The organism is Rhodoferax sp. GW821-FHT02C08 (genome assembly GCF_059421805.1).
In genome coordinates, this window is the sequence record NZ_JBWKVR010000028.1 from 1 (window position 1) to 21,451 (window position 21,451).

Annotated in this window: 27 protein-coding genes and 1 tRNA gene; 7 read left to right on the top strand and 21 right to left on the bottom strand. The window is 60.2% G+C overall.

Translation table 11 applies throughout. The features are described from left to right. Positions 1-63: 63 nt before the first annotated feature. The 6 genes from AC07VY_RS23280 to AC07VY_RS23305 form a co-directional block, all read right to left on the bottom strand. Positions 64-351 (bottom strand): hypothetical protein, encoded by a 288-nt coding sequence (locus tag AC07VY_RS23280; RefSeq protein WP_495099570.1) that lies wholly within the window; start codon positions 349-351, stop codon positions 64-66. Positions 352-1,112: 761 nt separating this feature from the next. Then, positions 1,113-1,355 carry a hypothetical protein gene (locus AC07VY_RS23285; RefSeq protein ID WP_495099571.1) on the bottom strand — a complete coding sequence of 81 codons (243 nt, stop codon included), beginning with the start codon at positions 1,353-1,355 and terminating at the stop codon, positions 1,113-1,115. 207 nt (positions 1,356-1,562) lie between these two features. Next, positions 1,563-1,784, bottom strand: coding sequence for a hypothetical protein (locus tag AC07VY_RS23290; protein ID WP_495099572.1), 222 nt, complete (start codon positions 1,782-1,784; stop codon positions 1,563-1,565). Positions 1,785-1,787: 3 nt separating this feature from the next. Beyond that, complete coding sequence (locus AC07VY_RS23295; RefSeq protein WP_495099573.1) at positions 1,788-2,102, bottom strand: hypothetical protein; 315 nt, start codon at positions 2,100-2,102, stop codon at positions 1,788-1,790. Between the two features lie 25 nt (positions 2,103-2,127). Continuing rightward, positions 2,128-3,327 (bottom strand): replication initiation factor domain-containing protein, encoded by a 1,200-nt coding sequence (locus AC07VY_RS23300; protein WP_495099574.1) that lies wholly within the window; start codon positions 3,325-3,327, stop codon positions 2,128-2,130. After that, on the bottom strand, positions 3,324-3,740 hold the full coding sequence (locus AC07VY_RS23305) for a hypothetical protein (RefSeq protein WP_495099575.1): 417 nt from the start codon (positions 3,738-3,740) through the stop codon (positions 3,324-3,326). The genes AC07VY_RS23300 and AC07VY_RS23305 overlap by 4 nt, the downstream gene beginning before the upstream one ends. An 83-nt stretch (positions 3,741-3,823) precedes the next feature. Here AC07VY_RS23305 and AC07VY_RS23310 point away from each other — a divergent pair, with 83 nt between their 5' ends. Further along, positions 3,824-4,051, top strand: coding sequence for a hypothetical protein (locus AC07VY_RS23310; protein ID WP_495099576.1), 228 nt, complete (start codon positions 3,824-3,826; stop codon positions 4,049-4,051). Positions 4,052-4,138: 87 nt separating this feature from the next. Here AC07VY_RS23310 and AC07VY_RS23315 read toward each other — a convergent pair whose 3' ends face one another. Beyond that, positions 4,139-4,411 (bottom strand): hypothetical protein, encoded by a 273-nt coding sequence (locus AC07VY_RS23315; RefSeq protein ID WP_495099577.1) that lies wholly within the window; start codon positions 4,409-4,411, stop codon positions 4,139-4,141. A 110-nt stretch (positions 4,412-4,521) separates the two neighbouring features. Between AC07VY_RS23315 and AC07VY_RS23320 the strand changes: the two genes are divergently transcribed. Next, on the top strand, positions 4,522-4,875 hold the full coding sequence (locus AC07VY_RS23320; RefSeq protein ID WP_495099578.1) for a hypothetical protein: 354 nt from the start codon (positions 4,522-4,524) through the stop codon (positions 4,873-4,875). Here the strand turns inward: AC07VY_RS23320 and AC07VY_RS23325 are convergent. The 6 genes from AC07VY_RS23325 to orn form a co-directional block, all read right to left on the bottom strand. Next, positions 4,843-4,935 (bottom strand) — tRNA-Ser (locus tag AC07VY_RS23325). The two genes, AC07VY_RS23320 and AC07VY_RS23325, sit on opposite strands and share 33 nt — an antisense overlap. 34 nt (positions 4,936-4,969) lie before the next feature. Continuing rightward, positions 4,970-6,238 (bottom strand): aspartate kinase, encoded by a 1,269-nt coding sequence (locus AC07VY_RS23330; protein WP_495099579.1) that lies wholly within the window; start codon positions 6,236-6,238, stop codon positions 4,970-4,972. A 41-nt stretch (positions 6,239-6,279) separates the two neighbouring features. Next, positions 6,280-7,284 (bottom strand): tRNA lysidine(34) synthetase TilS, encoded by a 1,005-nt coding sequence (tilS, locus tag AC07VY_RS23335; RefSeq protein ID WP_495099580.1) that lies wholly within the window; start codon positions 7,282-7,284, stop codon positions 6,280-6,282. A 6-nt stretch (positions 7,285-7,290) separates the two neighbouring features. Then, positions 7,291-8,754 carry a sensor domain-containing diguanylate cyclase gene (locus tag AC07VY_RS23340; RefSeq protein WP_495099581.1) on the bottom strand — a complete coding sequence of 488 codons (1,464 nt, stop codon included), beginning with the start codon at positions 8,752-8,754 and terminating at the stop codon, positions 7,291-7,293. A 122-nt stretch (positions 8,755-8,876) separates the two neighbouring features. Continuing rightward, positions 8,877-10,751, bottom strand: a complete 1,875-nt coding sequence (locus AC07VY_RS23345) for a DEAD/DEAH box helicase (RefSeq protein WP_495099582.1) — start codon at positions 10,749-10,751, stop codon at positions 8,877-8,879. Between the two features lie 228 nt (positions 10,752-10,979). Beyond that, positions 10,980-11,579 (bottom strand): oligoribonuclease, encoded by a 600-nt coding sequence (orn, locus tag AC07VY_RS23350; RefSeq protein ID WP_495099583.1) that lies wholly within the window; start codon positions 11,577-11,579, stop codon positions 10,980-10,982. Between the two features lie 36 nt (positions 11,580-11,615). Between orn and AC07VY_RS23355 the strand changes: the two genes are divergently transcribed. Genes AC07VY_RS23355 through rsgA form a run of 3 tightly spaced genes read left to right on the top strand, consistent with a single transcriptional unit; the run spans position 11,616 to position 14,178 of the window. After that, entirely contained in the window at positions 11,616-12,917 is a 1,302-nt protein-coding gene (locus AC07VY_RS23355) for a M48 family metallopeptidase (RefSeq protein WP_495099584.1), read from the top strand. Continuing rightward, the gene (locus AC07VY_RS23360) at positions 12,914-13,252 is read left to right on the top strand and encodes a 4a-hydroxytetrahydrobiopterin dehydratase (protein WP_495099585.1); all 339 of its coding nucleotides are present in this window, start codon (positions 12,914-12,916) and stop codon (positions 13,250-13,252) included. The genes AC07VY_RS23355 and AC07VY_RS23360 overlap by 4 nt, the downstream gene beginning before the upstream one ends. 56 nt (positions 13,253-13,308) lie before the next feature. Then, positions 13,309-14,178: a ribosome small subunit-dependent GTPase A gene (rsgA, locus tag AC07VY_RS23365; RefSeq protein WP_495099619.1), complete on the top strand. Its 870-nt coding sequence runs from the start codon at positions 13,309-13,311 to the stop codon at positions 14,176-14,178. Here the strand turns inward: rsgA and hisC are convergent. The 7 genes from hisC to rpsP form a co-directional block, all read right to left on the bottom strand. Then, entirely contained in the window at positions 14,175-15,254 is a 1,080-nt protein-coding gene (hisC, locus tag AC07VY_RS23370) for a histidinol-phosphate transaminase (RefSeq protein ID WP_495099586.1), read from the bottom strand. The two genes, rsgA and hisC, sit on opposite strands and share 4 nt — an antisense overlap. Positions 15,255-15,321: 67 nt before the next feature. Continuing rightward, on the bottom strand, positions 15,322-16,299 hold the full coding sequence (locus AC07VY_RS23375) for a CobD/CbiB family protein (RefSeq protein WP_495077395.1): 978 nt from the start codon (positions 16,297-16,299) through the stop codon (positions 15,322-15,324). Positions 16,300-16,332: 33 nt separating this feature from the next. Next, entirely contained in the window at positions 16,333-17,043 is a 711-nt protein-coding gene (locus AC07VY_RS23380; protein WP_495099587.1) for a CoA pyrophosphatase, read from the bottom strand. Positions 17,044-17,122: 79 nt separating this feature from the next. Further along, the gene (rplS, locus tag AC07VY_RS23385) at positions 17,123-17,512 is read right to left on the bottom strand and encodes a 50S ribosomal protein L19 (RefSeq protein WP_490593509.1); all 390 of its coding nucleotides are present in this window, start codon (positions 17,510-17,512) and stop codon (positions 17,123-17,125) included. A gap of 116 nt (positions 17,513-17,628) precedes the next feature. Further along, on the bottom strand, positions 17,629-18,387 hold the full coding sequence (gene trmD, locus AC07VY_RS23390; RefSeq protein ID WP_495099588.1) for a tRNA (guanosine(37)-N1)-methyltransferase TrmD: 759 nt from the start codon (positions 18,385-18,387) through the stop codon (positions 17,629-17,631). A 17-nt stretch (positions 18,388-18,404) separates the two neighbouring features. After that, complete coding sequence (gene rimM, locus AC07VY_RS23395; RefSeq protein WP_495099589.1) at positions 18,405-18,983, bottom strand: ribosome maturation factor RimM; 579 nt, start codon at positions 18,981-18,983, stop codon at positions 18,405-18,407. 60 nt (positions 18,984-19,043) lie between these two features. After that, on the bottom strand, positions 19,044-19,304 hold the full coding sequence (rpsP, locus tag AC07VY_RS23400; RefSeq protein WP_495077391.1) for a 30S ribosomal protein S16: 261 nt from the start codon (positions 19,302-19,304) through the stop codon (positions 19,044-19,046). A 152-nt stretch (positions 19,305-19,456) separates the two neighbouring features. Between rpsP and AC07VY_RS23405 the strand changes: the two genes are divergently transcribed. Further along, on the top strand, positions 19,457-19,978 hold the full coding sequence (locus AC07VY_RS23405) for a GNAT family N-acetyltransferase (protein WP_495099590.1): 522 nt from the start codon (positions 19,457-19,459) through the stop codon (positions 19,976-19,978). Positions 19,979-19,986: 8 nt separating this feature from the next. Further along, positions 19,987-20,433, top strand: a complete 447-nt coding sequence (locus AC07VY_RS23410) for a TM2 domain-containing protein (RefSeq protein WP_495099591.1) — start codon at positions 19,987-19,989, stop codon at positions 20,431-20,433. On the opposite strand, the gene AC07VY_RS23415 is transcribed toward AC07VY_RS23410, so the two are convergent. Then, positions 20,434-21,444: an inorganic phosphate transporter gene (locus AC07VY_RS23415; protein WP_495099592.1), complete on the bottom strand. Its 1,011-nt coding sequence runs from the start codon at positions 21,442-21,444 to the stop codon at positions 20,434-20,436. Between the last annotated feature and the right edge of the window lie 7 nt (positions 21,445-21,451).

Sequence of the window (21,451 nt, forward strand, 5' to 3'; positions counted from 1 at the left end):
ATCCCTACCTCCTCAAGAATGAGGAACGCAAACATGCAAATCACGCGCCAGCTCGGGACTTATTCAGCGTTGCCTTAGGGTCTTTGCCGTCACCAGTGCCTGTGCCTGTGCCTGTGCCTGTGCCTGTGCCTGTACCTGTACCTGTACCTGTACCTGTACCTGTACCTGTACCTGTACCTGTGCCTGTGCCAGTGCCAGTGCCAGTGCCAGTGCCAGTGCCAGTGCCAGTGCCAGTGCCAGTGCCTGTGCCGGTGCCGGTGCCGGTGCCGGTGCCAGAACCATCACCGCTACCAGCGCCCGTACCCGTTCCACTTCCACCAGTTCCAGCAGCCACACATGTGGAGTGACCATTTACGACACCCACGGCACCATCACAGGTAGGCGGTGGAACGACCGGCGGAGTGGTCGGCGTGCTGCATGCATCGCCGGTCTGCGAATATTGGGAAACAGCGGTTACAGCATTGAAGCCGTTTGAAACTTGATCCATGTTCAAGTACCCGTCCCAGCTGACCAAGGTACTTATGCACCCAGATTGACAAACAGAGGCCTGGGGAGTGCCAGCTGTGCCAACCACTGTTGCACTACCGCCGCCCTCCACTGCATAGGTGCCACCACTGCCGCTGGAATAGCGAGCCCAGCCGATCACTGAATTAATGCTGCTCTTGGTGCCTGCCGTGCATGCGGAACTGCTGCACGCCACCCACCCACGCGGCAAGACTTGATCAGCAGTACCAGCAGGACCACCAATGAAATAAGTGGACTGCCAGTAGGTGACACCATTCTCCACCTTGGATTCAAGCGTGTAAGAAGGATGCTGTGAACCGCACACATCGGCACGAGAACCACAAGATGCAAATGCCGCGTTTTGCTCGGTAATCATGCGAGCGCCGTCTGCATTCAAAGCGGCGATCACAGCAGCACAATCTTCAGCAAAAGCACTGCCCAAACCGAATATCAATATCAAAAAAGCGCAAAGATGGGGACGAATGTTGAAGAGCTTGATCATGAATACGCACCTTTCAGACCAAGCAGGAACGCAACGCCACCCATTGCACCAATGAGCGCAAAGATCGCGTACACAAGCGAATAGGTGGCGCCGTCCGTCATGGCTGTTAGACCTTACGGATGATGCGTTTTGCCAAATCTGGACCCTTGAAGACCAGGGCAATGGCAACGACCACCAGGGCCAGCGCGCCGAGCTTGGTGCTGATGCCCGACAGGTCCACGGCATCCAGAATGTCGTCAATGCCGCCAGCGGCATGGGCACCGGAGGCGAGGCCCAAGGTAGTCAGGGCGACGGCAGCGCGTGCGCCTGCAGAGTGGTACAGAGCGGCAACTTTGCGAGTTACGAACATGGTTTTTTTCCTTGAAAAAATGGTGGTCTGAAAGATTCAGATTGCACCGAGGGCAGCACGATTTCAGATGCTGCCGACGCTGGAATCAAAGCTTGCGGATCAGGCCTACGGCCAAGCCGGTGACGTAGCCCACGGACCACATCAACAGCACGGAGCCGAAGCCCCAGCCGTACACGCTCAGGATGGTTTCTGCAGTGGGTTCCATGCCTAGTCCATGTAGTCGTCTGCAGTGCCTAGGCGGTCCAGGTCGATTACCTGGGGCTGGTCGTCGAAGTCGCAGTGGTCTTCGAGTAGCTGCATGGCGTTTTCCATGTCGGCCACAACGCCGCCGCCCGCGTCTTTGAGAGAGGCCACCCATCCCGGCTGACCGTCGCTGTCACACGGCGCGAGAAAGCGGCCTGTAGCCTTGGATTGGATGAGCAGCCGCATGGTTTAGGCCGCTTGCTTGACGTGGGCCACGGGTGCGATGGACACCAGGACCAGGACCGACTTGTCTTCCTTGGCGGCAGACATTTCAAACACCGCCTTGGCCTTGATCGGCAAGGAGTTGCCCAGGTGCGCCCACTTGTCGAACTCTTTGTGGTCGCCGAGCTTGAAAGGGCGCGTTACGTGGCCGATGGACCGGCCTGCGCCGTTTTCTTTGAGGTCCACTTCACAGTGGAATGTGGTGCTGGAGAAGGCGCGTCCTTCCATTTCTCCTACGCTTTCTTTGACGGCGTGCACGATGACTTCAGAATTGAATTGCATGGTTTTTTCCTTGGCGGTCTGGTGGTTAAACGGCATACGCAGGGGCACGACCAACGCCCCCCGCCGTGGATTGGGTGAGGCGTTCAAAGGCGGCGCATAGCTCGCTCTTGCTGAACTTTTGCAAGCGTCCTGGGAGCTTGGCGGAGGCGCACAAGTCCAAGAAGCCATCGCCCATGTACTGGAAGCACGCGGCGATGGTTGCGGAGGCGGTGCGTTGTGCCCAGCGGACGTTTCTTGTGACTTCGGCGTCTATGGTTTCCATCGCTAGCCGAGGCGTGGTGGCAACTTTCTCCGGCTCTGCGATGTGGCTGGCTTCGGCGAGCTTGAGGGCGTGCCAGTCGCTGGCCCCTGCGAAGAAGTCGGCAGGACGTCGGAGCATTTCCACCGGGAGCACACGTAGCTTGTTGCCGTAACGTAGCTCTATGCGGGTCCAGTTGGAGCCGGCTTCTATGCCGTAAAGCTGATCGCCCTTCTCATAGACGTTGGTTTGCTTTCCGGCTTCTTTGGAGCCGAAATAAAAGGACCTGCCGCGCCCCTCGGAGCCGGACCAGTCGCCGACCATGTTGCATTTGAGCTTGCGGCCGCTGGAGTTACACAGGCCTGCGCTGTAATCGGCTTTTACGCCTTCCATGCCACCGGCCAGGCCGTCGAAGAAGTCCAAGGCCAGGTCACAGCGGGTTATGTCGCCTTCGTTGTCTTCTACGACCCGAGCGAGGCGGTGATTCCATCCGAGGTCTGCAAAGGTGCAGGCTGCGCCAAACAGGTTGACGTGGATGGTGCGGGCTTGGCTCTTTTGCTTGGGAGAGTCGCTGGAGGCACCGAAACCGACCCAGCCGCATTCCTGGCCGTGGCGGACGATGGGCCAGCGGCTTTTATAGAAGTCGTGGCCTTTGCGAATGTCCAGGTCTACGGCGTAGTCTTGGCCGAGGGCCTGGGCGACTTCTTCCGCCAGGGCGTGCGATTGCATGGCGGCTTGCTGGTCTTCTGTGAGGAGTTCCGCAATAAGCTGTTTCAAGCGCCAGGCGCGTACGTCGGGTTGCCAGCCTTGGCTCAGCGGTGCAGGAAACAGGACCTCCGCAGCTGGCGCGGGTGCGTTGCGGCGCGCAACAGTGAAGCGGAGCCAATCGACGTGTACCGGGGTCTTGGAGTGGGTGCGGTGGGCGTGCAGACGGTATTTGATTTCGTTGCCGTCCAGGACCAAGGAATTTTTAGAGGGGCGTGTCATGGGTGGAGGCAATCCAGGGCGGTAGTGGCAGGGGTGGAGACCGAAAAATCGTTATCCCCGTGATTACCATCGGGGAGCGCTGGCGCGCACGTCGCTTGCGCTCCGGCTAATCCCCGCAAGCGGGGCCCCTGCGCCGGTGCCGCGCCGACCTCGCCCGCGCAGTAGCAACGGCCATCGAGGCGCGAGCATTGACGGATACGGCAAACAGGAAAGTGAGCAGGTCCGACATAAGGCACGAGCAGATTGAGCTTGTAGAAGTCGACACCATCGGCAGTGCGCCATGTGTCGGCAATCGTTGCGCAGGTGGTGACTTCGCCTATGCGCACTTGGACGTATTCCAGCTGGATTGCGTCCGGCTGGAGGGCGTCAAATGCGGCTTGGATTTCTGCATGGGCTTGGGGGTGCTTAGACATGGTGAACACCTCCGAAGCACGCCATCTGGAAGAACGTCGAAAACCTCGGGCCTGCGTAAGATGCAAAGCGAGAGGAAACACAAATGAACTTAAACAGCTTTGAAAACGCACTAGCACAGGGCGTACTTTTTATGACCGTCCTAAGCCTCTTGGGCACGGCAATCACGATATGGATTGCGTACGCAGTGATTAAGGCGGCGATCCGCCAGGGAATCAAAGAATCAGGGCTTGTCGAAGCATTGCGGCAATCAGGCGCACACCGAGCGCTCGAAGACAAGACAGCAAAGATGCCGGACATGCGGGCGGACTGAAACATAGTCAGCCCCACCACAGCAGGCCAGCCGAGAAAACGACAGCGGCAAAAAACAAGGCCCCGCTGGAAATGTACAGCCCGCGGATCACGCGACCACCTTGCAGGCGGTGACGAAAGAGAACATGGCGAAACCACCGCAGGTGTGATTCAGGGTTACGACGCCACGGCGGGAAATCTTACCCACCTTGTAGACGCAGCCGCCCTTCTCTACCCGGTCACCTACGCGCAGGATGCGCCCCTGTGGAACTGACGACGACAGAGCCGCCAAGCCGAGACCGTCGGCAGTGGTGCCCACAGGGGCGCAAAACTTGTCCAGGAAGGCTAGGCCGGACTGGCCTTGAATTTGGGTTGCTTGCATGGCGGCTCCTTTGCGACTGATAATTACCAATGAATGGACTAGACCAGTTATTGGTATTTGTCGAAATGTAGACCAATTTATGGTCTATTTGCAAGAAAAGGAACGTCAAAATGACATTTAAATTAACTATCGAGAAAGCAATATCGATAGCAGGAAGCCAAGAAAAACTTGCTGAATTGATCGGCGAGAAGCAGACCCACATAAGCGCGTTCAAGAACGGTAAGCGGGTGTGTGGGCTAAAAAAGCGGATACAAATTGCCGAGATCGCAGGAGAGAACCCTGTCGAAACGATCTTTGACTATTTCGCCGAATCCCTGGACGAAGGGGCCGAATTCGAATCGGAAGCGAAACGTATCGTGTTTGATGTCTTGGCTAGCTTAGAGCCAGAAAAAAGAAAACCCCTGGGAGCACTAGGCTCACAGGGGGTGTCTTGGCGGAAACGGAGGGATTCGAACCCTCGATGAGGCTCTACACCCCATACTCCCTTAGCAGGGGAGCACCTTCGGCCACTCGGTCACGTTTCCAATCCAGCTATTATGGCATGGTTTTGGGTTGTTTTTATGCCGTAGGCTGGTCCAACTCGAAGGCTTTGTGCAGTGCGCGCACTGCCAGCTCCATGTACTTCTCGTCCAGCACCACCGAGGTCTTGATCTCGCTGGTGGAAATCATCTGGATGTTGATACCCTCTTCAGCCAGGCAGCGGAACATCTTGCTGGCCACACCAACATGGCTGCGCATGCCGATACCGACGATGCTGACCTTGCAGATCTTGGCGTCGCCAATGATCTCGGTGGCCCCCAGCGTGGGCAGCACTTTTTCTTTCAGCAGATCCACCGTCTTGGCGAAATCATTGCGGTGCACGGTGAAGCTGAAGTCGGTTTTGCCGTCTTTGCTGACGTTCTGGATGATCACGTCGACTTCGATATTGGCATCGGCCACGGTACCCAGGATTTGGTAGGCGATACCGGGGGTGTCGGGCACGCCCAGCACGGAGATTTTGGCTTCGTCGCGGTTGAACGCGATGCCAGAGACAATGGCTTGCTCCATATTTTCATCTTCTTCAAAAGTGATCAGGGTGCCAGATTTGGCTTCGATTTCAATGCCGATGTCCCAAGGGGTGAAGCTGGACAAGACGCGCAGCGGCACCTTGTATTTGCCGGCAAATTCAACCGAGCGGATCTGCAGCACCTTGGAGCCCATGGAGGCCATTTCCAGCATTTCTTCAAAACCGATGGTGTGCAAGCGGCGCGCTTCGGGCACGACACGCGGGTCGGTGGTGTAGATGCCGTCCACGTCGGTGTAGATCAGGCACTCAGCCGCCTTCATGGCCGCCGCCACGGCCACGGCCGAGGTGTCGCTGCCGCCACGACCCAGGGTGGTGATATTGCCGCTCTCGTCCACACCCTGGAAGCCGGTCACTATCACGACCCTGCCTTCGGCCAGATCGGCGCGGACCTTCTGGTCGTCAATCGATTCAATGCGGGCCTTGGTGTGCGCGCTGTTGGTCAGAATCGGGACCTGCCAGCCGGCATAACTGACTGACTCCATGCCTTCCGCCTGCAACGCAATCGCCAACAATGCGACCGACACCTGCTCGCCGGTGGAAGCCAACATGTCCAGCTCACGCTGGTAGGCATCGCCGGGTTTGCTGGGCGCCAGCTCTTTGGCCAGGCCCAGCAGGCGGTTGGTTTCACCACTCATGGCACTGGGAACCACCACCATCTGGTGGCCGGCGCGCGCCCATTTGGCGACGCGTTTGGCAACAAGACGGATGCGCTCGGTAGAGCCCATCGACGTACCGCCGTATTTGTGAACGATCAATGCCATGGAGTGTAGAAGACGCTAGAAAGACTGCCGTGGGGCACGCATCAAGATGGATCAGGAGGTAGCGCAGAGCGCATGCTGGCTACCGCGCCTGAAGCCTTTGGATTGTACCAATCCAGTGCCGCGCCACGACGCAGTGCAAAGCCGGCGCCGATCTTGATATGGATCTTCTGCCCACGTGTCACGCAGGCCGCCACCTGGCGCAGTAGTTCCTGCAACTGGGCGGTGCTGGGCGTGGTCTGGTGCGCGACAGCCAGCCAATGGCGCAACACATTCGCCTGGCGTGCCTCCGACAAGGTTTGCAGGCGGGCAATTACGGGCGGACTACCCACCGCAGCCAAGTCCTGCATCGCCACCTCGGTCAACAGGGATTGCGCCTGGGCCGCATGGGCTGCGCTGCGCGCGAAAGTCTCGCGGAACTGCGGAAAAGCGGATTCCAGCACGGGCAGTACGCGGGCGCGGATGCGGTTGCGGGTGTAGCGCTCGTCCGCATTGGTCGGGTCGGTCACATAGGCCACGCCGCGCTGCGCCAACCAGGCGCGGATGTGGTCGGCACGCACGCCCAACAATGGGCGCTGGTAGCAGATGCCGTCACGCTCCCAGCGTGCGGGCATGGAGGCCAAGCCGGGCAGGCCCGCACCCCGGCTCAGGGCCAGCAGCAGGGTCTCGGCCTGGTCATCGGCGTGCTGTGCCAATACTATGGTTTTGATAGCTACCTGCGCAGATTCTGCCTGCGCGAACTGGCTAAAAGCCTTGTAACGTGCACGGCGTGCCGCATCTTCCGGGCTGTCGCCTTGGGCTGGCCGCGCATCGACATGCAGCACGTGCAAAGGAACGTTTAAGGTGTCGCAAAAAGCCTGGCAGTGGCGCGCAAAACCATCTGCCGCAGCCTGCAGGCCGTGGTGGATATGCAGCGCCCGCACCTGGCCGGGCCAGCGCTCGGCACAAGCCAACAACAAGGCAGTGGAATCCGCTCCGCCGCTGAAGGCCACTGCCAGCGGCAGCTGGGGCGCGAAGGCCTGCATGGCCTGGTCCAGCGTCTGGCTCATAACGACTTAGGAGTGCAGACGTCGCTCAATTTGGTTCTCGTGGTAGTAGCGGGTTTTCTCGACGTACATGGTGCGGTCTGCACGGTGCAACGCGGCTTCCAACTGGTCGCCAGCATGGCAGGTGGAGGCACCGATGGCCATGCTCAGTTTGTGGCCCGAGTAAAACTGGTTGTTCAATTCCAGCAAGGACTGGATGCGTTCAATGACGGCCTGCGCGCCGCGCTCGTCGGCCCCCGGCAACAGCATGGCGAATTCATCGCCTCCGGTACGGGCCACACAGGCATTCGGGTTGTTCACCTTGCCCAACACCTCGCCCGCGCGGCGCAACAATGCATCGCCGGCCACATGGCCGTCTTCGTCGTTCACCAGCTTCAGACCGTTCAGGTCGATGACCAGCACGCTCAGCGGCCAAGGGCCTTTGCGCGAAAGCCGGTTCAGCTCGTCCATGTAGAAGGCCCGGTTGCGCAGCTGGGTCAGGGAGTCGTGTTTGCCCAGGTATTCCAGATAAGCCTCGGCCTTCTTGCGGGCCGTGATGTCCACCAACGAAACCAGCACCAAATCCCAGTTGACCAGATGGTCGGGCAAAACAGCGAATTGCATATGGATGTTGATCAGGTCGCCGCTGAGCCGGTAGTTGACCACCTCGCGCATCAAGGTGGTCTTGCCCTGCCACAGCTCAATCAATTGCTCGGCAAACGAGTCGCGCATCTCGCCACGAAAGACTTCACTCAGGCGGGCCAGCAACTCGGCCTTGTTTTGCGCACCAAACATGCTGAGTGTCTGCTGGTTCACGTCGATGACGCGGATCTCTTGCATGCAGCGCGAGACGAATTCGGGGTGCACATTGATGAAGGTGCGGAAGTCCTCGATGCCGCGCATGCGCAACTCATCCAGCAGCAACTTGACCGCGCTGAAGTCCTCCACCCACAGCGATACCGGGGAGTAGTCGAACAAGTCACGCGCGTGCTGTTCGCTGGCGACCAACTGCCGAGAAGTCTGCAGCTCTTGCGTGATGTCTTCCAGGGACACCATCACGCGGGCCCAACTGCCCTCATAGCCTTGCAGCACACAGGCCTGGACCTTCACGTCCAGCCGCCGGCCGTCCAGGCTGTAGTTCACCGTCTGCACGGAAAAGCCCAGCGCGCCCTCCCACATGGGCAAAAGCTGCTCCATCAGCCTGCCCAGCATGTCACCCCGGAACACCTGGTCCAGATTGGCCAGCAGCTCGTCCTGGCTGCGGGCGCCAAAAATCTCCAGGCTGCGTTGGTTGACCTGCAGCACCTGCAGGCAAGCCGCGCACTCCGCCAGGCTGTCCGGATGGGTCTGCACATGTGCGTTCAGGTCGATAACACCCTGGCTGCGCCAGCGATCGAACAGGCGCTTGAGCGCACTGAAATCTTCCAGCCACAGCGAAACGGGGGCCAAATCGAACAATTGCGCGTAATCGGCCGGGGATGACACATGGGACACAGCAGAACCTCCTGGCCAGTATTGTGCAGGTTGCCATCGAGCCTCGCCGGCTGGCGCTGCGCGCAGACGAAAAAAAACCAGGCCACAAGGGCCTGGTTTGCGAGAAGCAAGAGCGCAGCGAATTAACGTGCGGGCTTGGTCAAACGCTTCTTGGTATCACGGGGCACAAACACCTTGCCGCCATTGCCAGCACCCGCGCCGGGCTTGCTGAAAGCTGGCTTGGAGAAAGCGGGACGGGGTGCATTGAAATCACCACGTTCGGCACGGTCACCACGGGGAGCGAAATCGCCACGGGGTGCAAAGTCACCACGGGGAGCGCCGCCGCCGAAACCACGGTCTGCACCACGATCGCCACCGCCGAAGCCGCCGCCGTTGTCACGGTTGCCTTGATAGCCACCGCCGGTACGTGCTGGTGGACGGCTGTTACGGTCGTTGAAACCGCTGGCGCCACCATAACCGCCACCGCCTTCACGGTTGCCGCCGCCGAAACCACCGCGATCGCCGCGTGGCGAAGGACCGAAGCTGCGGCCACGGGGAGCGCCGTCACGGCCGCCGAAACCACCGCCTGCACCGCGTGGAGGACGCGAATCGGGCTGGCGCTGTTGTGGCTCCATACCTGGAATCACTTCCGCCTTGAACTGCTGGTGGCTGTAGCTTTCGATGTCGAAAATCTTGCGACGATCGCGCATTTCAGCAAAGGTCACGGCGATACCGTCGCGACCCGCACGGCCAGTACGGCCAATACGATGGGTGTAGTCTTCGGCCTTCATCGGCAAGCCGAAGTTGAACACGTGGCTGATACTGGGCACGTCGATACCACGAGCAGCAACGTCGGTGGCTACCAGGATCTGCACCTGGCCTTGGCGCAGGGCCATCAGGCGGCGATTGCGCAGACCTTGGCTCAGCGCGCCGTGCAATGCGACGGCGCTGAAGCCTTCTTGTTGCAGGTCGTTGGCCAAGCCATCGCACTCGATCTGGGTGCTGGCGAACACGATCGCCTGGGCGATGCTGGTGTCACGCAGCCAGTGGTCCAGCAGCTTGCGCTTGTGCTGTGCGTTGTCGGCCCAGAACAGGATTTGCTTGATGTTGGCGTGCTTTTCTTGCGGGCTGTCGATGGTCACGCGCTGGGGTTCGCGCATCACGCGGGAAGCCAGTTGCTGGATGCGCGGCGCGAAGGTGGCGCTGAACATCATGGTTTGCTTGCGGCCAATGGTCATCTGGTTGACGTCGGCCAGATCGTCCGAGAAACCCAGATCCAGCATGCGGTCGGCTTCGTCCACCACCAGGAACTGGACTTGGTCCAGCTTGATTTGCTGCGAGCGCTGCAGATCCAGCAGACGGCCAGGGGTTGCCACGACCAGGTTAGCGTTTTGCAGCTTGGCAATTTGCAGTTGGTAAGGCATGCCACCCACCACGTTGGCGATGCGCAGGCCACGGCAATGCTGCACCAGGCCGATGGCGTCGTGGGCCACTTGCTGGGCCAGTTCGCGGGTCGGGCACAGGATCAGGGCGCCAGGGGTAGCGGCCTTGAAGTTGCGGGCATTGGTGGGGTCCTTGCGCTTGGCGCGCTTGGGAGCGGGTTCGCCCTTGGCAGCGGCTTCGGCGACAGCGGCTTCGTATTCAGCCTTTTCAGCGGCTTCGGCTTCGGCTTGCTGTTTCAGCAAGGTGTGCAGCACGGGCAGCAGGAAGGCGGCGGTCTTGCCGCTACCGGTTTGGCTGGAAACCATCAGGTCGACAAAGCGGGCGGACTCGCTTTGCATGGCCATGGGGATGGTTTGCATTTGCACGGCGGTAGGCTGGGTGTATCCCAGATCGGCCACGGCTTGCACCAGTTCAGGCGCCAGACCCAGGGTCACAAAGCCATTCGGCACTTCAGGCTGCGCGGGAGTAGCCACTTCGGTTTCGGACTGCAAAGTCTCGGTCACGAAGGTGTCATTGGAAGAAGAGAAGGAAGCTGCAGGCGAAAAGTCACCCGCGACGTCAAAAGAGTCGTTCATTTAATTACTCACATGGAGAGAACGCGAAGCTGCAATGGCCCGCGGACTGCCCCGTAAATGGTTAAAAAACATCAACCATCAAACGGAGCCGATACCTTTATAGGCCTGCTGGCCTGGCATCAGTTGGCGCAACTTTGTGCGCCAGATGAGTGAAGGGAGATGTGCAAAGTGCACTAATTGATTTCAGTGCAGCCTCGAATTATAGCCCGGATTCGGGTTTCCACCTAATTACTCTGCGGCCATCTTCAAAAAGTGTGTGCGGTAGTGCACAAGTTCTTCAATAGATTCATGCACATCGGCCAGAGCCGTATGCTTTTGCTGCTTTTTGAAGGAGGCAGCCACTTCGGGCCGCCAGCGCTTGGCCAGTTCCTTGAGGGTGCTCACGTCCAGGTTGCGGTAGTGGCAGAAAGCCTCCAGCTTGGGCATGTACTTGGCCAGAAAACGCCGGTCCTGTCCGATACTGTTGCCGCACAGGGGCGACGTGCCCTTGGGGATGTACTGCGCCAAGAAGGCGATGAGTTGCGCCTCGGCCTCGGCTTCAGTGGTGGTGGATGCCTTGACCTTGTCGATCAGGCCGCTTTTGCCATGCGTGCCCTTGTTCCAGGCGTCCATCTTGTCCAGTTGCGCGTCCGACTGGTGGATCACAAAAACCGGGCCCTCGACACGCGGCTCCAGAGTGGGGCCGGTAACGACCACGGCGATCTCGATCAGGCGGTCCACTTCGGGGTTCAGACCGGTCATTTCACAGTCCAGCCAGATCAGGTTGTGGTCCGATTTTGCGAGCAAGGTCGCTGATGACACGGGGGATGGGGTATTGATTTCAGCCATAAACCGCATTGTCACCGATGGCCTACACTCCCGCCCATGCAAGATACCGCCGTTTTTTCGCCCTCGGCCGCCCTCACGCTGGGCTTTGCCACCCTCCTGATCGTCGGTTTGTGGGTCAAGTTTTGGCTGGCTACGCGCCAGATCCGCCACGTGGTCCGCCACCGGGACACCGTGCCCGCCGCTTTTACTAGCAACATCACTTTAGAAGCCCACCAAAAGGCCGCCGACTACACCGTGACCAAGGCGCGCTTTGGCCTGCTGGAGATGGCTTTGAGCACCACGGTGCTGCTGGGCTGGACCCTGCTGGGCGGCCTGAACTGGCTGAACCAAAGCCTGCTGGCCTGGCTGGGCGGCGGCATGCTGCAACAGCTGGCGGTGTTGGCCGGTTTTGTGTTGATTGGCGGCTTGATCGACATCCCCGTGGCGCTGCACCAGACCTTTGTGATCGAAGAGCGCTTCGGCTTCAACAAAACCAGCCTCAAGCTCTGGCTGGCCGACATGCTCAAGTCCAGCCTGGTCGGCATCGTCATCGGCCTGCCGATTGCCGCGCTGATTCTGTGGCTGATGGGCAGCGCCGGCCATTTGTGGTGGTTGTGGGCCTGGAGCGCCTGGATGGGCATCAACCTGTTGTTGCTGATGATTTACCCGACCTTCATCGCCCCACTGTTCAACAAGTTCAAGCCACTGGAAGACGAAACCCTGAAGGCCCGCGTCACCGCCCTGATGCAGCGCTGCGGCTTTGCCGCCAAGGGCCTGTTCGTGATGGACGGCAGCAAACGCAGCGCACATGCCAATGCCTATTTCACCGGCTTTGGCGCGGCCAAACGCGTGGTGTTCTACGACACACTGCTGGCCAAGCTGGCCCCCGGCGAGGTAGATGCGGTGCTGGCCCATGAACTAGGTCACTTCAAGCACAAACACATCTTGAAGCGCATCGTGACCATGTTTGCACTGAGCCTGGTCGGCTTCGCGCTGCTGGGCTGGCTGTCGGCCCAGGCCTGGTTCTACACCGGGCTGGGCGTGATCCCGAATATGTCAGGCGCACCGAACGACGCGCTGGCCCTGCTGCTGTTCATGCTGGCCACGCCGGTGCTGACCTTCTTCATCGCGCCGCTATCGGCCCAGGTATCGCGCAAGCACGAGTTCCAGGCCGATGCCTACGCCGTCCAGCAAACCAGCGGGCAAGACCTGTCTACCGCCCTGCTCAAGCTGTATGAAGACAACGCCTCCACACTCACCCCCGACCCGGTATTCGTGAAGTTCTATTACTCGCACCCGCCCGCCTCCGAGCGGCTGGCACGCATGGCGCAAGGCGCTGCACAAGGAGCATCGGCATGACCTCCGATTTAAAGAAAAAAGACTGGGCGACGCAGAAACGGTCTGCGTTGAATGCTGCACAAATCGTAGCAAAGCTGTCCCACGTCGAGGGCTGGCAACTGGACGGCGACGGAGCCGAAGTAGCCATTACCAAGACCTTCCGCTTTGCCAACTACTTTGAAACCATCGCCTTTGTGAATGCGCTGGCCCTGGTGGCCCACGCACAAGACCACCACCCGGACCTGCAGGTGTCTTACAACCGCTGTACGGTGCGCTTCAACACCCATGACGTGGGTGGCCTCACGTCCACCGACTTCGACTGCGCGGCACGCATCAACGGGCTATTGGCCCTGTGAGCAAACACCCTGCCCTGACCCCGGGCCTGGTGGTCGCCACCTATGGTCGGCATTGCATGGTGGAACGCGCGGATGGCAGCCGCCTGATCTGCCACCCGCGCGGCAAGAAGAGCAGCGCCGTGGTCGGCGACAAGGTGCTGTGGCTGCCTGCGGCCGCCGGCCAGGGCGAAGACGGCACTATTGAGAAGCTGCAGCCGCGCCGCAATCTGTTCTACCGCCAGGACGAGATCCGCACCAAGTCCTTTGCCGCGAATCTGGACCAGGTGCTGATCCTGATCGCCGCCGAGCCCGAGTTCTCCGAAACCCAGCTGTCGCGCGCCCTGATTGCCGCCGAGGCCGAGCGCATCACGCCGCTGATCGTACTGAACAAGCAAGACTTGACCGTGCCCTTCGAGCGCGCCTGGGGTTGGCTGGCCGCCTACCGCGACATGGGCTACCGCATGCTGCCGCTGTCGCTGAAAGACGGCGGTGGCACCCTGGAGGCCGTGAAAGCCGAGCTGGCCGGCAAGACCACGCTGGTGCTGGGCCCGTCCGGCGCGGGCAAAAGCACACTGACCAACCATCTTGTGCCCGGTGCACTGGCCGCGACGCGCGAGATTTCGCAGGCGCTGAACACCGGCAAGCACACCACCACAAGCACCACCTGGTACTGGGTGGACAAAGAGGCAAAAACCGCGCTGATCGACTCGCCCGGCTTCCAGGAGTTTGGCCTGCACCACATCGACGCCCGGCATCTCTCGGGACTGATGCCGGACATCAAGCCCTTTGTGGAACGCTGCAAGTTTTACAACTGCACCCACTTGCACGAACCCGGCTGCGGCGTTATGGCAGCAGTCAAAAGCGACGGCAGCGCAGGCAGTATCAGCGACAGGCGCTACAAAATATATAGTGACCTGTTCGCCGAGCTGAACGCCCCGAAGTTTTAGCCCAGGATTTCTGCGAGCGCCTGTACCAAGGCATCGCACTGCGCCGGCGTGCCGATGCTGATGCGCAGGTACTGGGCGATGCGCTCTTGCTTGAAGTGGCGCACCAGCACCGCGCGTTGACGCAGCTCCGCAGCGAGTCTGGCCGCGTCGTGCTCGGGGTGGCGGACAAATACAAAATTGGCCTGCGATGGCAAGACCTCGAAGCCCATGTCCTCCAGTTGCAGCGTCAGGCCTTCGCGGCTGTGCACCACGGCGGCGCAGGTCTGCGCGAAGTAGGCCCGGTCCTCGAAGGCCGCCAAGGCGCCCGCCTGTGCCAGGCGGCCCAAGGGGTAAGAGTTGAAGCTGTTCTTCACCCGCTCCAGCGCCTCGATCAGATGCCGCTGGCCACAGGCCAGGCCGACCCGCAAACCGGCCAGCGAACGTGATTTAGACAGAGTCTGGGTCACCAGCAGATTCGGATAGCGGTCAATCAGGCCCACGGCAGATGCACCGCCAAAATCCACATAGGCTTCGTCCACCAGCACCACGCGCTGCGGATGCAGCAGCAACAGGCGCTCAATCTGCGCCAGCGGCAAGCCGATGCCCGTGGGCGCATTCGGATTTGCCAGCACCACGCCAGCCACCTCGCCGGGGCCGACCAGGGCTTCCACATTGACGCGCAGCCCTTCGTCCAGCGGCACCACATGCATAGGGATGCCGTACAGGCCGCAATACACCTGGTAGAAGCTGTAGGTCACATCCGGCACCACCAGCGGCGCATCACCATGCTGAAACAGCGCAAAAAAGGCATGGGCCAGCACCTCGTCCGAGCTATTACCCACGAACACCTGCTCGGGCTGCAGACCGTATTGCTGGGCGATGCGGCCGCGCAGCAGCGTGGATGCGGGGTCGGGATACAGCTGCAAGCCCTGCTGCGCCGCGGCCTGGATGGCGGCCAGCACCTTGGGGGACGGCGGGTAAGGGTTCTCGTTGGTGTTGAGCTTGGTCAGGTTCTGCAGCTTGGGCTGCTCGCCCGGCACATAAGGCACCAACCCGGCAACAACCGGGCTCCAGAAAGACGGTGGAGAAGAAGTCAAAATGCTACTACTTTCATAGCTGCCAGCGCAGGCATTACCTGCGCCAGAGTCCGATTTTTTATAAAAACTAACCCAGCAGATTGGCCAGGGTCAGCAGGGCCAGCAAGCCCATCCAGAGGACAACAGTGCGCCACACCAGACCCACCACGCTGCGCAGATGACCCAGCTCGGGGTCGCGGCCGGGGGTGGATTCGGTATCCACATCCATCTCCAGCGGCAGGCCGTGGCCAGACTGCGGGGGTTCGGTGGTCTTCAAGGCCTCGCCGCCCAGGCGCACATTCAAGGCGCCCGAGGTAGCGGCCAGCACTACGCCGTCGTTGTCGTTGGGAAAGCGCTGGGCGTAATTGCGCCAGCCGTCGATGGCATCTTCAAAGCTGCCCACCACGGCAAAACCAAACGCCGTGATGCGCGCGGGCAACCAGTCGATCAAAGTCCAGGCGCCATTAGCCACCTGCTGCAGCGCAGGGCTGGCCAGTTGTTGTGGGTCCTTGTAACGCCAGTAACGCGATACAAATTCACCCAGGCGGTAGAACACCGCGCCGGCCGGGCCCAGGCCCAGCGCTGCGCCAATGGAATACCAGGCCAGCACGCCAAACACGTGGCGGTGCGCGGCCAGCACCGAATACTCGATCACATGGCGCACGATTTCACTACGCGGCAGCTCGGTGGCATCGACCTGCTGCCACCGCGCGAGCAGCTGGCGCGCCAAGGGCTCGTCGCCGCTTTCCAACGCATCGCGGATCTCGGTGAAGTGGTGGCTGAACTGGCGAAAACCCAGAGTGACATAAAGCACGACCACATTCCACACCACCGCGAATGGCCAGCCCGCGAACCAGGCCAGAACCCAATGCAAGCCCAAGGTCACCAGGCTAGGCAGGCCTACCGCCAACAACCAGGTCAACCAGCCATGCTGGGCGGAGCCCGTATCGAAATTACGGCTACAGCCGCGCACCCAGGCGCGCAGCATGCCGTGGATCGGGTTGTCTCGGGCCAGGGGGCGGACCTGCTCCAGCAGCAGCGCAAACATGATCGCGAAAAAGCTCATCCCACGATCATAACGACCTGCGGCGACGCGCTTTCAGGCCGATAGGAAACGGTAGAAGTTTCGCAGCATTCCGGCAGTGGCGCCCCAGATGAAACGTTCGCCATGGGCATCCTGGTAGGGCATGGAAAACCATTCGCGCTGCCCGCCTTCCCAGTCGAAATGGTGGCGCCGGTGGTTGGCCGGGTCCATCAAAAATGCCAAGGGCACTTCAAACACATCGGCCACCTCCTCAGGCTGGTGCACCAGGGTGAAGCCGGGCTGCACCAGGGCCACCACCGGCGTAACGATGAAGGCTGTGCCGGTCAGATAGACCGGCAGCTCACCTATCACCTGCACATAGGCCCGGGGCAGGCCCACCTCTTCCCAAGCCTCGCGCAAGGCCGTGGCGACGGCATCTGCATCGGTGGCATCGGCCTTGCCACCCGGAAAGGCAATCTGACCGGAATGGTTGGACATGCGGGTGGTGCGCTGAGTCAACAGCACGCTAGGGCCGCCCCGCTCCCAGGGGTGCAGCACGATGGGGATCAGCACGGAAGCATGCACCGGCGCGCGCTCGGTAAAGCGCAGCTCGGCCCGTACTTCAGGCTGCCAGGACGGCGGGAACAGGAAACGCTGGCGCAAGGCATCCGGCTGCAAGGCCGTGGCGGTGACCGCCGGCAAATGCGCGTCGCTACCCACCACCGGCACCTGGCGCGGATCGAAGTTGGGCAGCTTGGACAAAGGAATGGGTGAAGGCTGGGTCACAGCAGCAGATGGTACGCCCCAAGAAAAAACCGCCGCAAGCTTGACGCTTGGGCGGTTTTTCCAAGGAGAACAGTGCGAATTAAGCGGCTGTTGCTGCTGCGGCCACTTTGACACGGTTAGGCAGCTTTTCCTTGATACGAGCCGACTTGCCGCTACGGTCACGCAGATAGTACAGCTTGGCACGGCGGACATCACCGCGGCGCTTGACTTCAATACCAGCGATCAGCGGGCTGTAGGTTTGGAACGTACGTTCCACGCCTTCGCCGCTGGAGATCTTACGCACGGTGAAGCCGCTGTTCAGGCCGCGATTGCGCTTGGCAATCACAACGCCTTCATAGGCCTGCACGCGCTTGCGCGAACCTTCAACCACATTGACGCTGACGATCACCGTGTCGCCAGGGGCGAAAGCGGGGATGGTCTTGCCAAGACGGGCAATTTCTTCTTGCTCTAGGATTTCGATTAAGTTCATGGTTTTCCTCTAGTGATCATGCATGCGCCTAAAAAATGCTTTTACCGGGATGGCAAAGCGGCCAGGCAGAGGATCGAAAAGCCTTTGATTATAGCATTTCACCCCAACGACGCCATTCAGCTACGTGACGTGGCCTTCAAGACAGCTTCGTCCTGCCGGCTGATGCGACCCGCAGCCCGCGCCGCCTCCAGCAAATCCGGGCGCCGTTGCGCCGTCAATTGCAGACGCTGGTCTCGGCGCCAGCGCTCGATCTGCGCATGGTGGCCGGACATCAACGCATCCGGCACCGGGTGCTCTTCCCATATTTCAGGCCGGGTGTAGTGCGGGCAGTCCAGCAGCCCATCAAGGGCGGGGTTGAAGCTATCCAATTGGTGGCTGCCCTCGTCATTCAACACACCGGGCTGTAACCGCGCCACCGCATCCAGCAAAGCCAGGGCCGCAATTTCGCCGCCGGACAGGACAAAGTCGCCCAGACTGATCTGATGGGTCACAAATTGATCAATGAAGCGCTGATCGATACCCTCGTAGCGCCCACACACCAGCACAGCACCAGCGCTGGCGGACCAGGCTTCAACCGCTGTGTGATTCAAGACCTGCCCAAGGGGAGAGAAAAGGACCACAGGCGCCGGCGAGGCATCGGCACGATCCGCCTGGATTGCACGCAGACAGCGCGCCAGGGGCTCCGCCATCATCACCATGCCCGGACCGCCACCAAACGGACGGTCATCGACGCGGCGGTAGTTGCCGTCAGCAAAATCACGGGGATTCCAGATTTGGACTTGTACCAGGCCGGATTCAAACGCACGCCGTGCCACGCCGCTGGTCAAAAACGGCGAAAACATCTCGGGAAACAAACTGATGACGTCGAACCGCATACGCAGCGCCTTACAGCCTAGTAGTCCGGCTGCCAGTCCACGGTGATACAGCGCGTGGACAAATCCACCTTGTCCACATAGGCCGCTACAAACGGGATCATGCGCTCAAGCGTCTGCGCAACGCCCGCGGCATCCAGGGCCTCGTAAGCCACCACCAGCACGGTTTGCGCACCGGTGGACATCAGCTCCTTGACCTGCCCCAGAGCCACACCTTCGCGGTTCAGCACGTCCAGACCGATCAAATCGACCCAGTAATATTCATCGGTCGCAGCACTTGGAAAGTTGGCGCGCGCAATAAAAATACGAGAGCCACGCAGAGCCTCAGCGGCATCGCGCCCCACGACTTCATGCGCCTGGGCCACCACGCCGCCGGAATGCTCCTTGGCTTCAGTCACGCGCAACAGGCGAGCACCTTCAAAGTGCTTGGCGCCACGTTCGGTGGGGAGCAAATACCAACGTTTGGAAGAAAAAAGCGCCTCGGGTGCGGCGCTATGGGAGACCACTTTGAACCAGCCTTTGACTCCCCATGCATCACCGATGCGCCCCACTTCGACGGCATCCGCCGGCAATTCAGCGGTATCTAAAAGAGGCATCATGGGATTTTGCGGGGCAGGCATGGCCGCATTAGCGACCCGGCTCTGCCCAAATACATTTAATTAAGCAGCAGGAGCAGCTTTTTTGGCCGCTTGTGCAATCAGGCGTTCCACCGTGGGGGAAGCTTGTGCACCAACGCCGCGCCAGTAGGTCAAGCGATCCTGGGCAATGCGGATGCTTTCTTCATTGGCGGTAGCGATCGGGTTGTAAAAACCGATACGTTCAATGAAACGACCATCGCGGCGAGTGCGCTTGTCGGTCACAACAATGTTGAAAAACGGGCGTGCTTTTGCACCGCCACGGGCGAGTCGAATAACGACCATGATTTATCCTTCGGGATGGTTGAACCATTTCAACCGATGTACCAGACCCTACTTGATGTAGGGACCTAGCGATATATTCCAGCGTTGAGACACGCAACTGACCACCTAGCCAGTGACACGCTGAAAAGCCCTCCATTATAACGTCCTTCTACATGCCAACCATACGCCCCGCCCACGACAAAGATATTCCCGCCATCACCGCCATCTATGCCCACCACGTCCTGCACGGCACCGGCACCTTTGAAACCACTCCACCCAGCGCCGAAGACATGGCCAGCCGCAGAGCCGACGTACTCGCCAAAGGCCTACCTTATCTCGTACTGGAGAACGCAGGCCAAGTGTTGGGCTTTGCCTACTGCAACTGGTTCAAACCACGCCCCGCGTACCGCTTTTCCGCCGAAGACTCCATCTACATGGCCCCAAATATTGGAGGCAAGGGCCTGGGACGCTTGCTGTTGACCGAGCTGGCCACGCAGGCCGAAAGAGTTGGTGTACGCAAGCTGATCGCCGTCATCGGAGACTCGGCCAACGCGGGCTCCATCGGCGTGCACCGCAACCTGGGCTTCACCCAGGTGGGCATACTCAAGTCTTGCGGCTGGAAATTTGGTCGCTGGCTGGACGTGGTACTGATGGAAAAAACCATCGGCGCGGGCGACGCCCATTCACCCGAATAGACCCACACATGAAAAATAAAACACTGGCGGCCTGGCTAGCCTTTCTGGGCGGCCCGCTGGGTCTGCACCGCTTTTACCTACGCGGCATGGGCGATATCTGGGGCTGGCTGTACCCCCTTCCCTCGGCACTAGGCTTGTATGGCGTCATTCGTGCGCAGCAGATAGGCCTGGACGACCATTGGAGTTGGGTATTAATTCCGCTGCTTGGGCTGACCATTAGCGCAGGCGCGCTGTCTGCTTTGGTCTACGGACTCAAGACGCCAGAGAAATGGAATGCGGCCTACAACCCCGCTACAGACGCCGAGGCAGCGCCTGGCCAATCCAACTGGCTGACAGTAGGTGCACTGGCCTGCGCCCTGCTGGTCGGCACCGGCACCCTGATGGCCAGCCTGGCTTTCAGCTTTCAGCGTTACTTCGAATACCAAATTGAAGTAACGCCCAAAAGCACTCCATGATCAGAAAATCTGCAGGCTGAACCAGTAGGCCACGGCAGCCACAAAAGCGCTGGCGGGAATGGTGAAAATCCAGGCCCAGATGATGGTTCCAGCCACCCCCCAACGCACCGCGCTGGCACGCTGGGTTGAACCCACACCCACAATGGCACCGGTGATGGTGTGCGTGGTGGAGACAGGAATGCCCAAGGCCGTTGCCAAAAACAAGGTCAATGCACCGCCAGTTTCAGCGCAAAAACCACCCACAGGCTTGAGCTTGGTGATCTTTTGACCCATGGTCTTCACGATGCGCCAGCCACCAAACATGGTTCCACCAGCAATCGCCGTGTAACAACTCACGATGGCCCACGTCGGCGGAGAGGCGTCGGTCGCAGTCGCGTGGCCGGTCGCGATCAGCAACATCCAGATGATGCCGATCGTCTTCTGCGCATCATTGCCGCCATGGCCCAAACTATAAGCCCCCGCAGATAACAATTGCAGCCGCCTGAACCAGCGATCCACCTTAGATGGCGTTGCACGGCGACAAATCCAGGCCACCGCCACCATCATCAGCGACCCCAAAAAGAAGCCCAGAATCGGGGACACAAAAATAAAGGCCACGGTCTTCAAAATGCCGCTAGCCACCAGCGCCCCCGAACCCGCCTTACCCACAACCGCACCCACAATGCCGCCAATCAGCGCATGCGAGGAGCTGCTGGGAATCCCGTAGTACCACGTCACCAGATTCCAGAAAATCGCCCCCATCAACGCACCAAACACCACGTGAACGTCAATCACACCCGGGTCGGCAATACCCTTACCTACCGTCGCCGCAACGCTTAAATGGAAAATAAACAAGGCGACGAAATTGAACAGCGCAGCAAACACCACAGCCTGCACCGGCTTCAGCACCCCCGTGGACACCACCGTCGCAATTGAATTCGCCGCATCGTGGAAACCGTTCATGAAATCAAACAACAGCGCCATGACGACCAGCACTACCACCACCCACAAGCCCACCTGCACCGTAGCCATCTAAAGC

Bases quoted from the DNA above. Each gene is read 5' to 3' on its own strand.
- AC07VY_RS23280 (WP_495099570.1), bottom strand. From the start codon at position 351: ATGGTCACTCCACATGTGTGGCTGCTGGAACTGGTGGAAGTGGAACGG.
- AC07VY_RS23285 (WP_495099571.1), bottom strand. From the start codon at position 1,355: ATGTTCGTAACTCGCAAAGTTGCCGCTCTGTACCACTCTGCAGGCGCA.
- AC07VY_RS23290 (WP_495099572.1), bottom strand. From the start codon at position 1,784: ATGCGGCTGCTCATCCAATCCAAGGCTACAGGCCGCTTTCTCGCGCCG.
- AC07VY_RS23295 (WP_495099573.1), bottom strand. From the start codon at position 2,102: ATGCAATTCAATTCTGAAGTCATCGTGCACGCCGTCAAAGAAAGCGTA.
- AC07VY_RS23300 (WP_495099574.1), bottom strand. From the start codon at position 3,327: ATGACACGCCCCTCTAAAAATTCCTTGGTCCTGGACGGCAACGAAATC.
- AC07VY_RS23305 (WP_495099575.1), bottom strand. From the start codon at position 3,740: ATGTCTAAGCACCCCCAAGCCCATGCAGAAATCCAAGCCGCATTTGAC.
- AC07VY_RS23310 (WP_495099576.1), top strand. From the start codon at position 3,824: ATGAACTTAAACAGCTTTGAAAACGCACTAGCACAGGGCGTACTTTTT.
- AC07VY_RS23315 (WP_495099577.1), bottom strand. From the start codon at position 4,411: ATGCAAGCAACCCAAATTCAAGGCCAGTCCGGCCTAGCCTTCCTGGAC.
- AC07VY_RS23320 (WP_495099578.1), top strand. From the start codon at position 4,522: ATGACATTTAAATTAACTATCGAGAAAGCAATATCGATAGCAGGAAGC.
- AC07VY_RS23330 (WP_495099579.1), bottom strand. From the start codon at position 6,238: ATGGCATTGATCGTTCACAAATACGGCGGTACGTCGATGGGCTCTACC.
- tilS (WP_495099580.1), bottom strand. From the start codon at position 7,284: ATGAGCCAGACGCTGGACCAGGCCATGCAGGCCTTCGCGCCCCAGCTG.
- AC07VY_RS23345 (WP_495099582.1), bottom strand. From the start codon at position 10,751: ATGAACGACTCTTTTGACGTCGCGGGTGACTTTTCGCCTGCAGCTTCC.
- orn (WP_495099583.1), bottom strand. From the start codon at position 11,579: ATGGCTGAAATCAATACCCCATCCCCCGTGTCATCAGCGACCTTGCTC.
- AC07VY_RS23355 (WP_495099584.1), top strand. From the start codon at position 11,616: ATGCAAGATACCGCCGTTTTTTCGCCCTCGGCCGCCCTCACGCTGGGC.
- AC07VY_RS23360 (WP_495099585.1), top strand. From the start codon at position 12,914: ATGACCTCCGATTTAAAGAAAAAAGACTGGGCGACGCAGAAACGGTCT.
- rsgA (WP_495099619.1), top strand. From the start codon at position 13,309: ATGGTGGAACGCGCGGATGGCAGCCGCCTGATCTGCCACCCGCGCGGC.
- AC07VY_RS23375 (WP_495077395.1), bottom strand. From the start codon at position 16,299: ATGAGCTTTTTCGCGATCATGTTTGCGCTGCTGCTGGAGCAGGTCCGC.
- rplS (WP_490593509.1), bottom strand. From the start codon at position 17,512: ATGAACTTAATCGAAATCCTAGAGCAAGAAGAAATTGCCCGTCTTGGC.
- trmD (WP_495099588.1), bottom strand. From the start codon at position 18,387: ATGCGGTTCGACGTCATCAGTTTGTTTCCCGAGATGTTTTCGCCGTTT.
- rimM (WP_495099589.1), bottom strand. From the start codon at position 18,983: ATGATGCCTCTTTTAGATACCGCTGAATTGCCGGCGGATGCCGTCGAA.
- rpsP (WP_495077391.1), bottom strand. From the start codon at position 19,304: ATGGTCGTTATTCGACTCGCCCGTGGCGGTGCAAAAGCACGCCCGTTT.
- AC07VY_RS23405 (WP_495099590.1), top strand. From the start codon at position 19,457: ATGCCAACCATACGCCCCGCCCACGACAAAGATATTCCCGCCATCACC.
- AC07VY_RS23410 (WP_495099591.1), top strand. From the start codon at position 19,987: ATGAAAAATAAAACACTGGCGGCCTGGCTAGCCTTTCTGGGCGGCCCG.
- AC07VY_RS23415 (WP_495099592.1), bottom strand. From the start codon at position 21,444: ATGGCTACGGTGCAGGTGGGCTTGTGGGTGGTGGTAGTGCTGGTCGTC.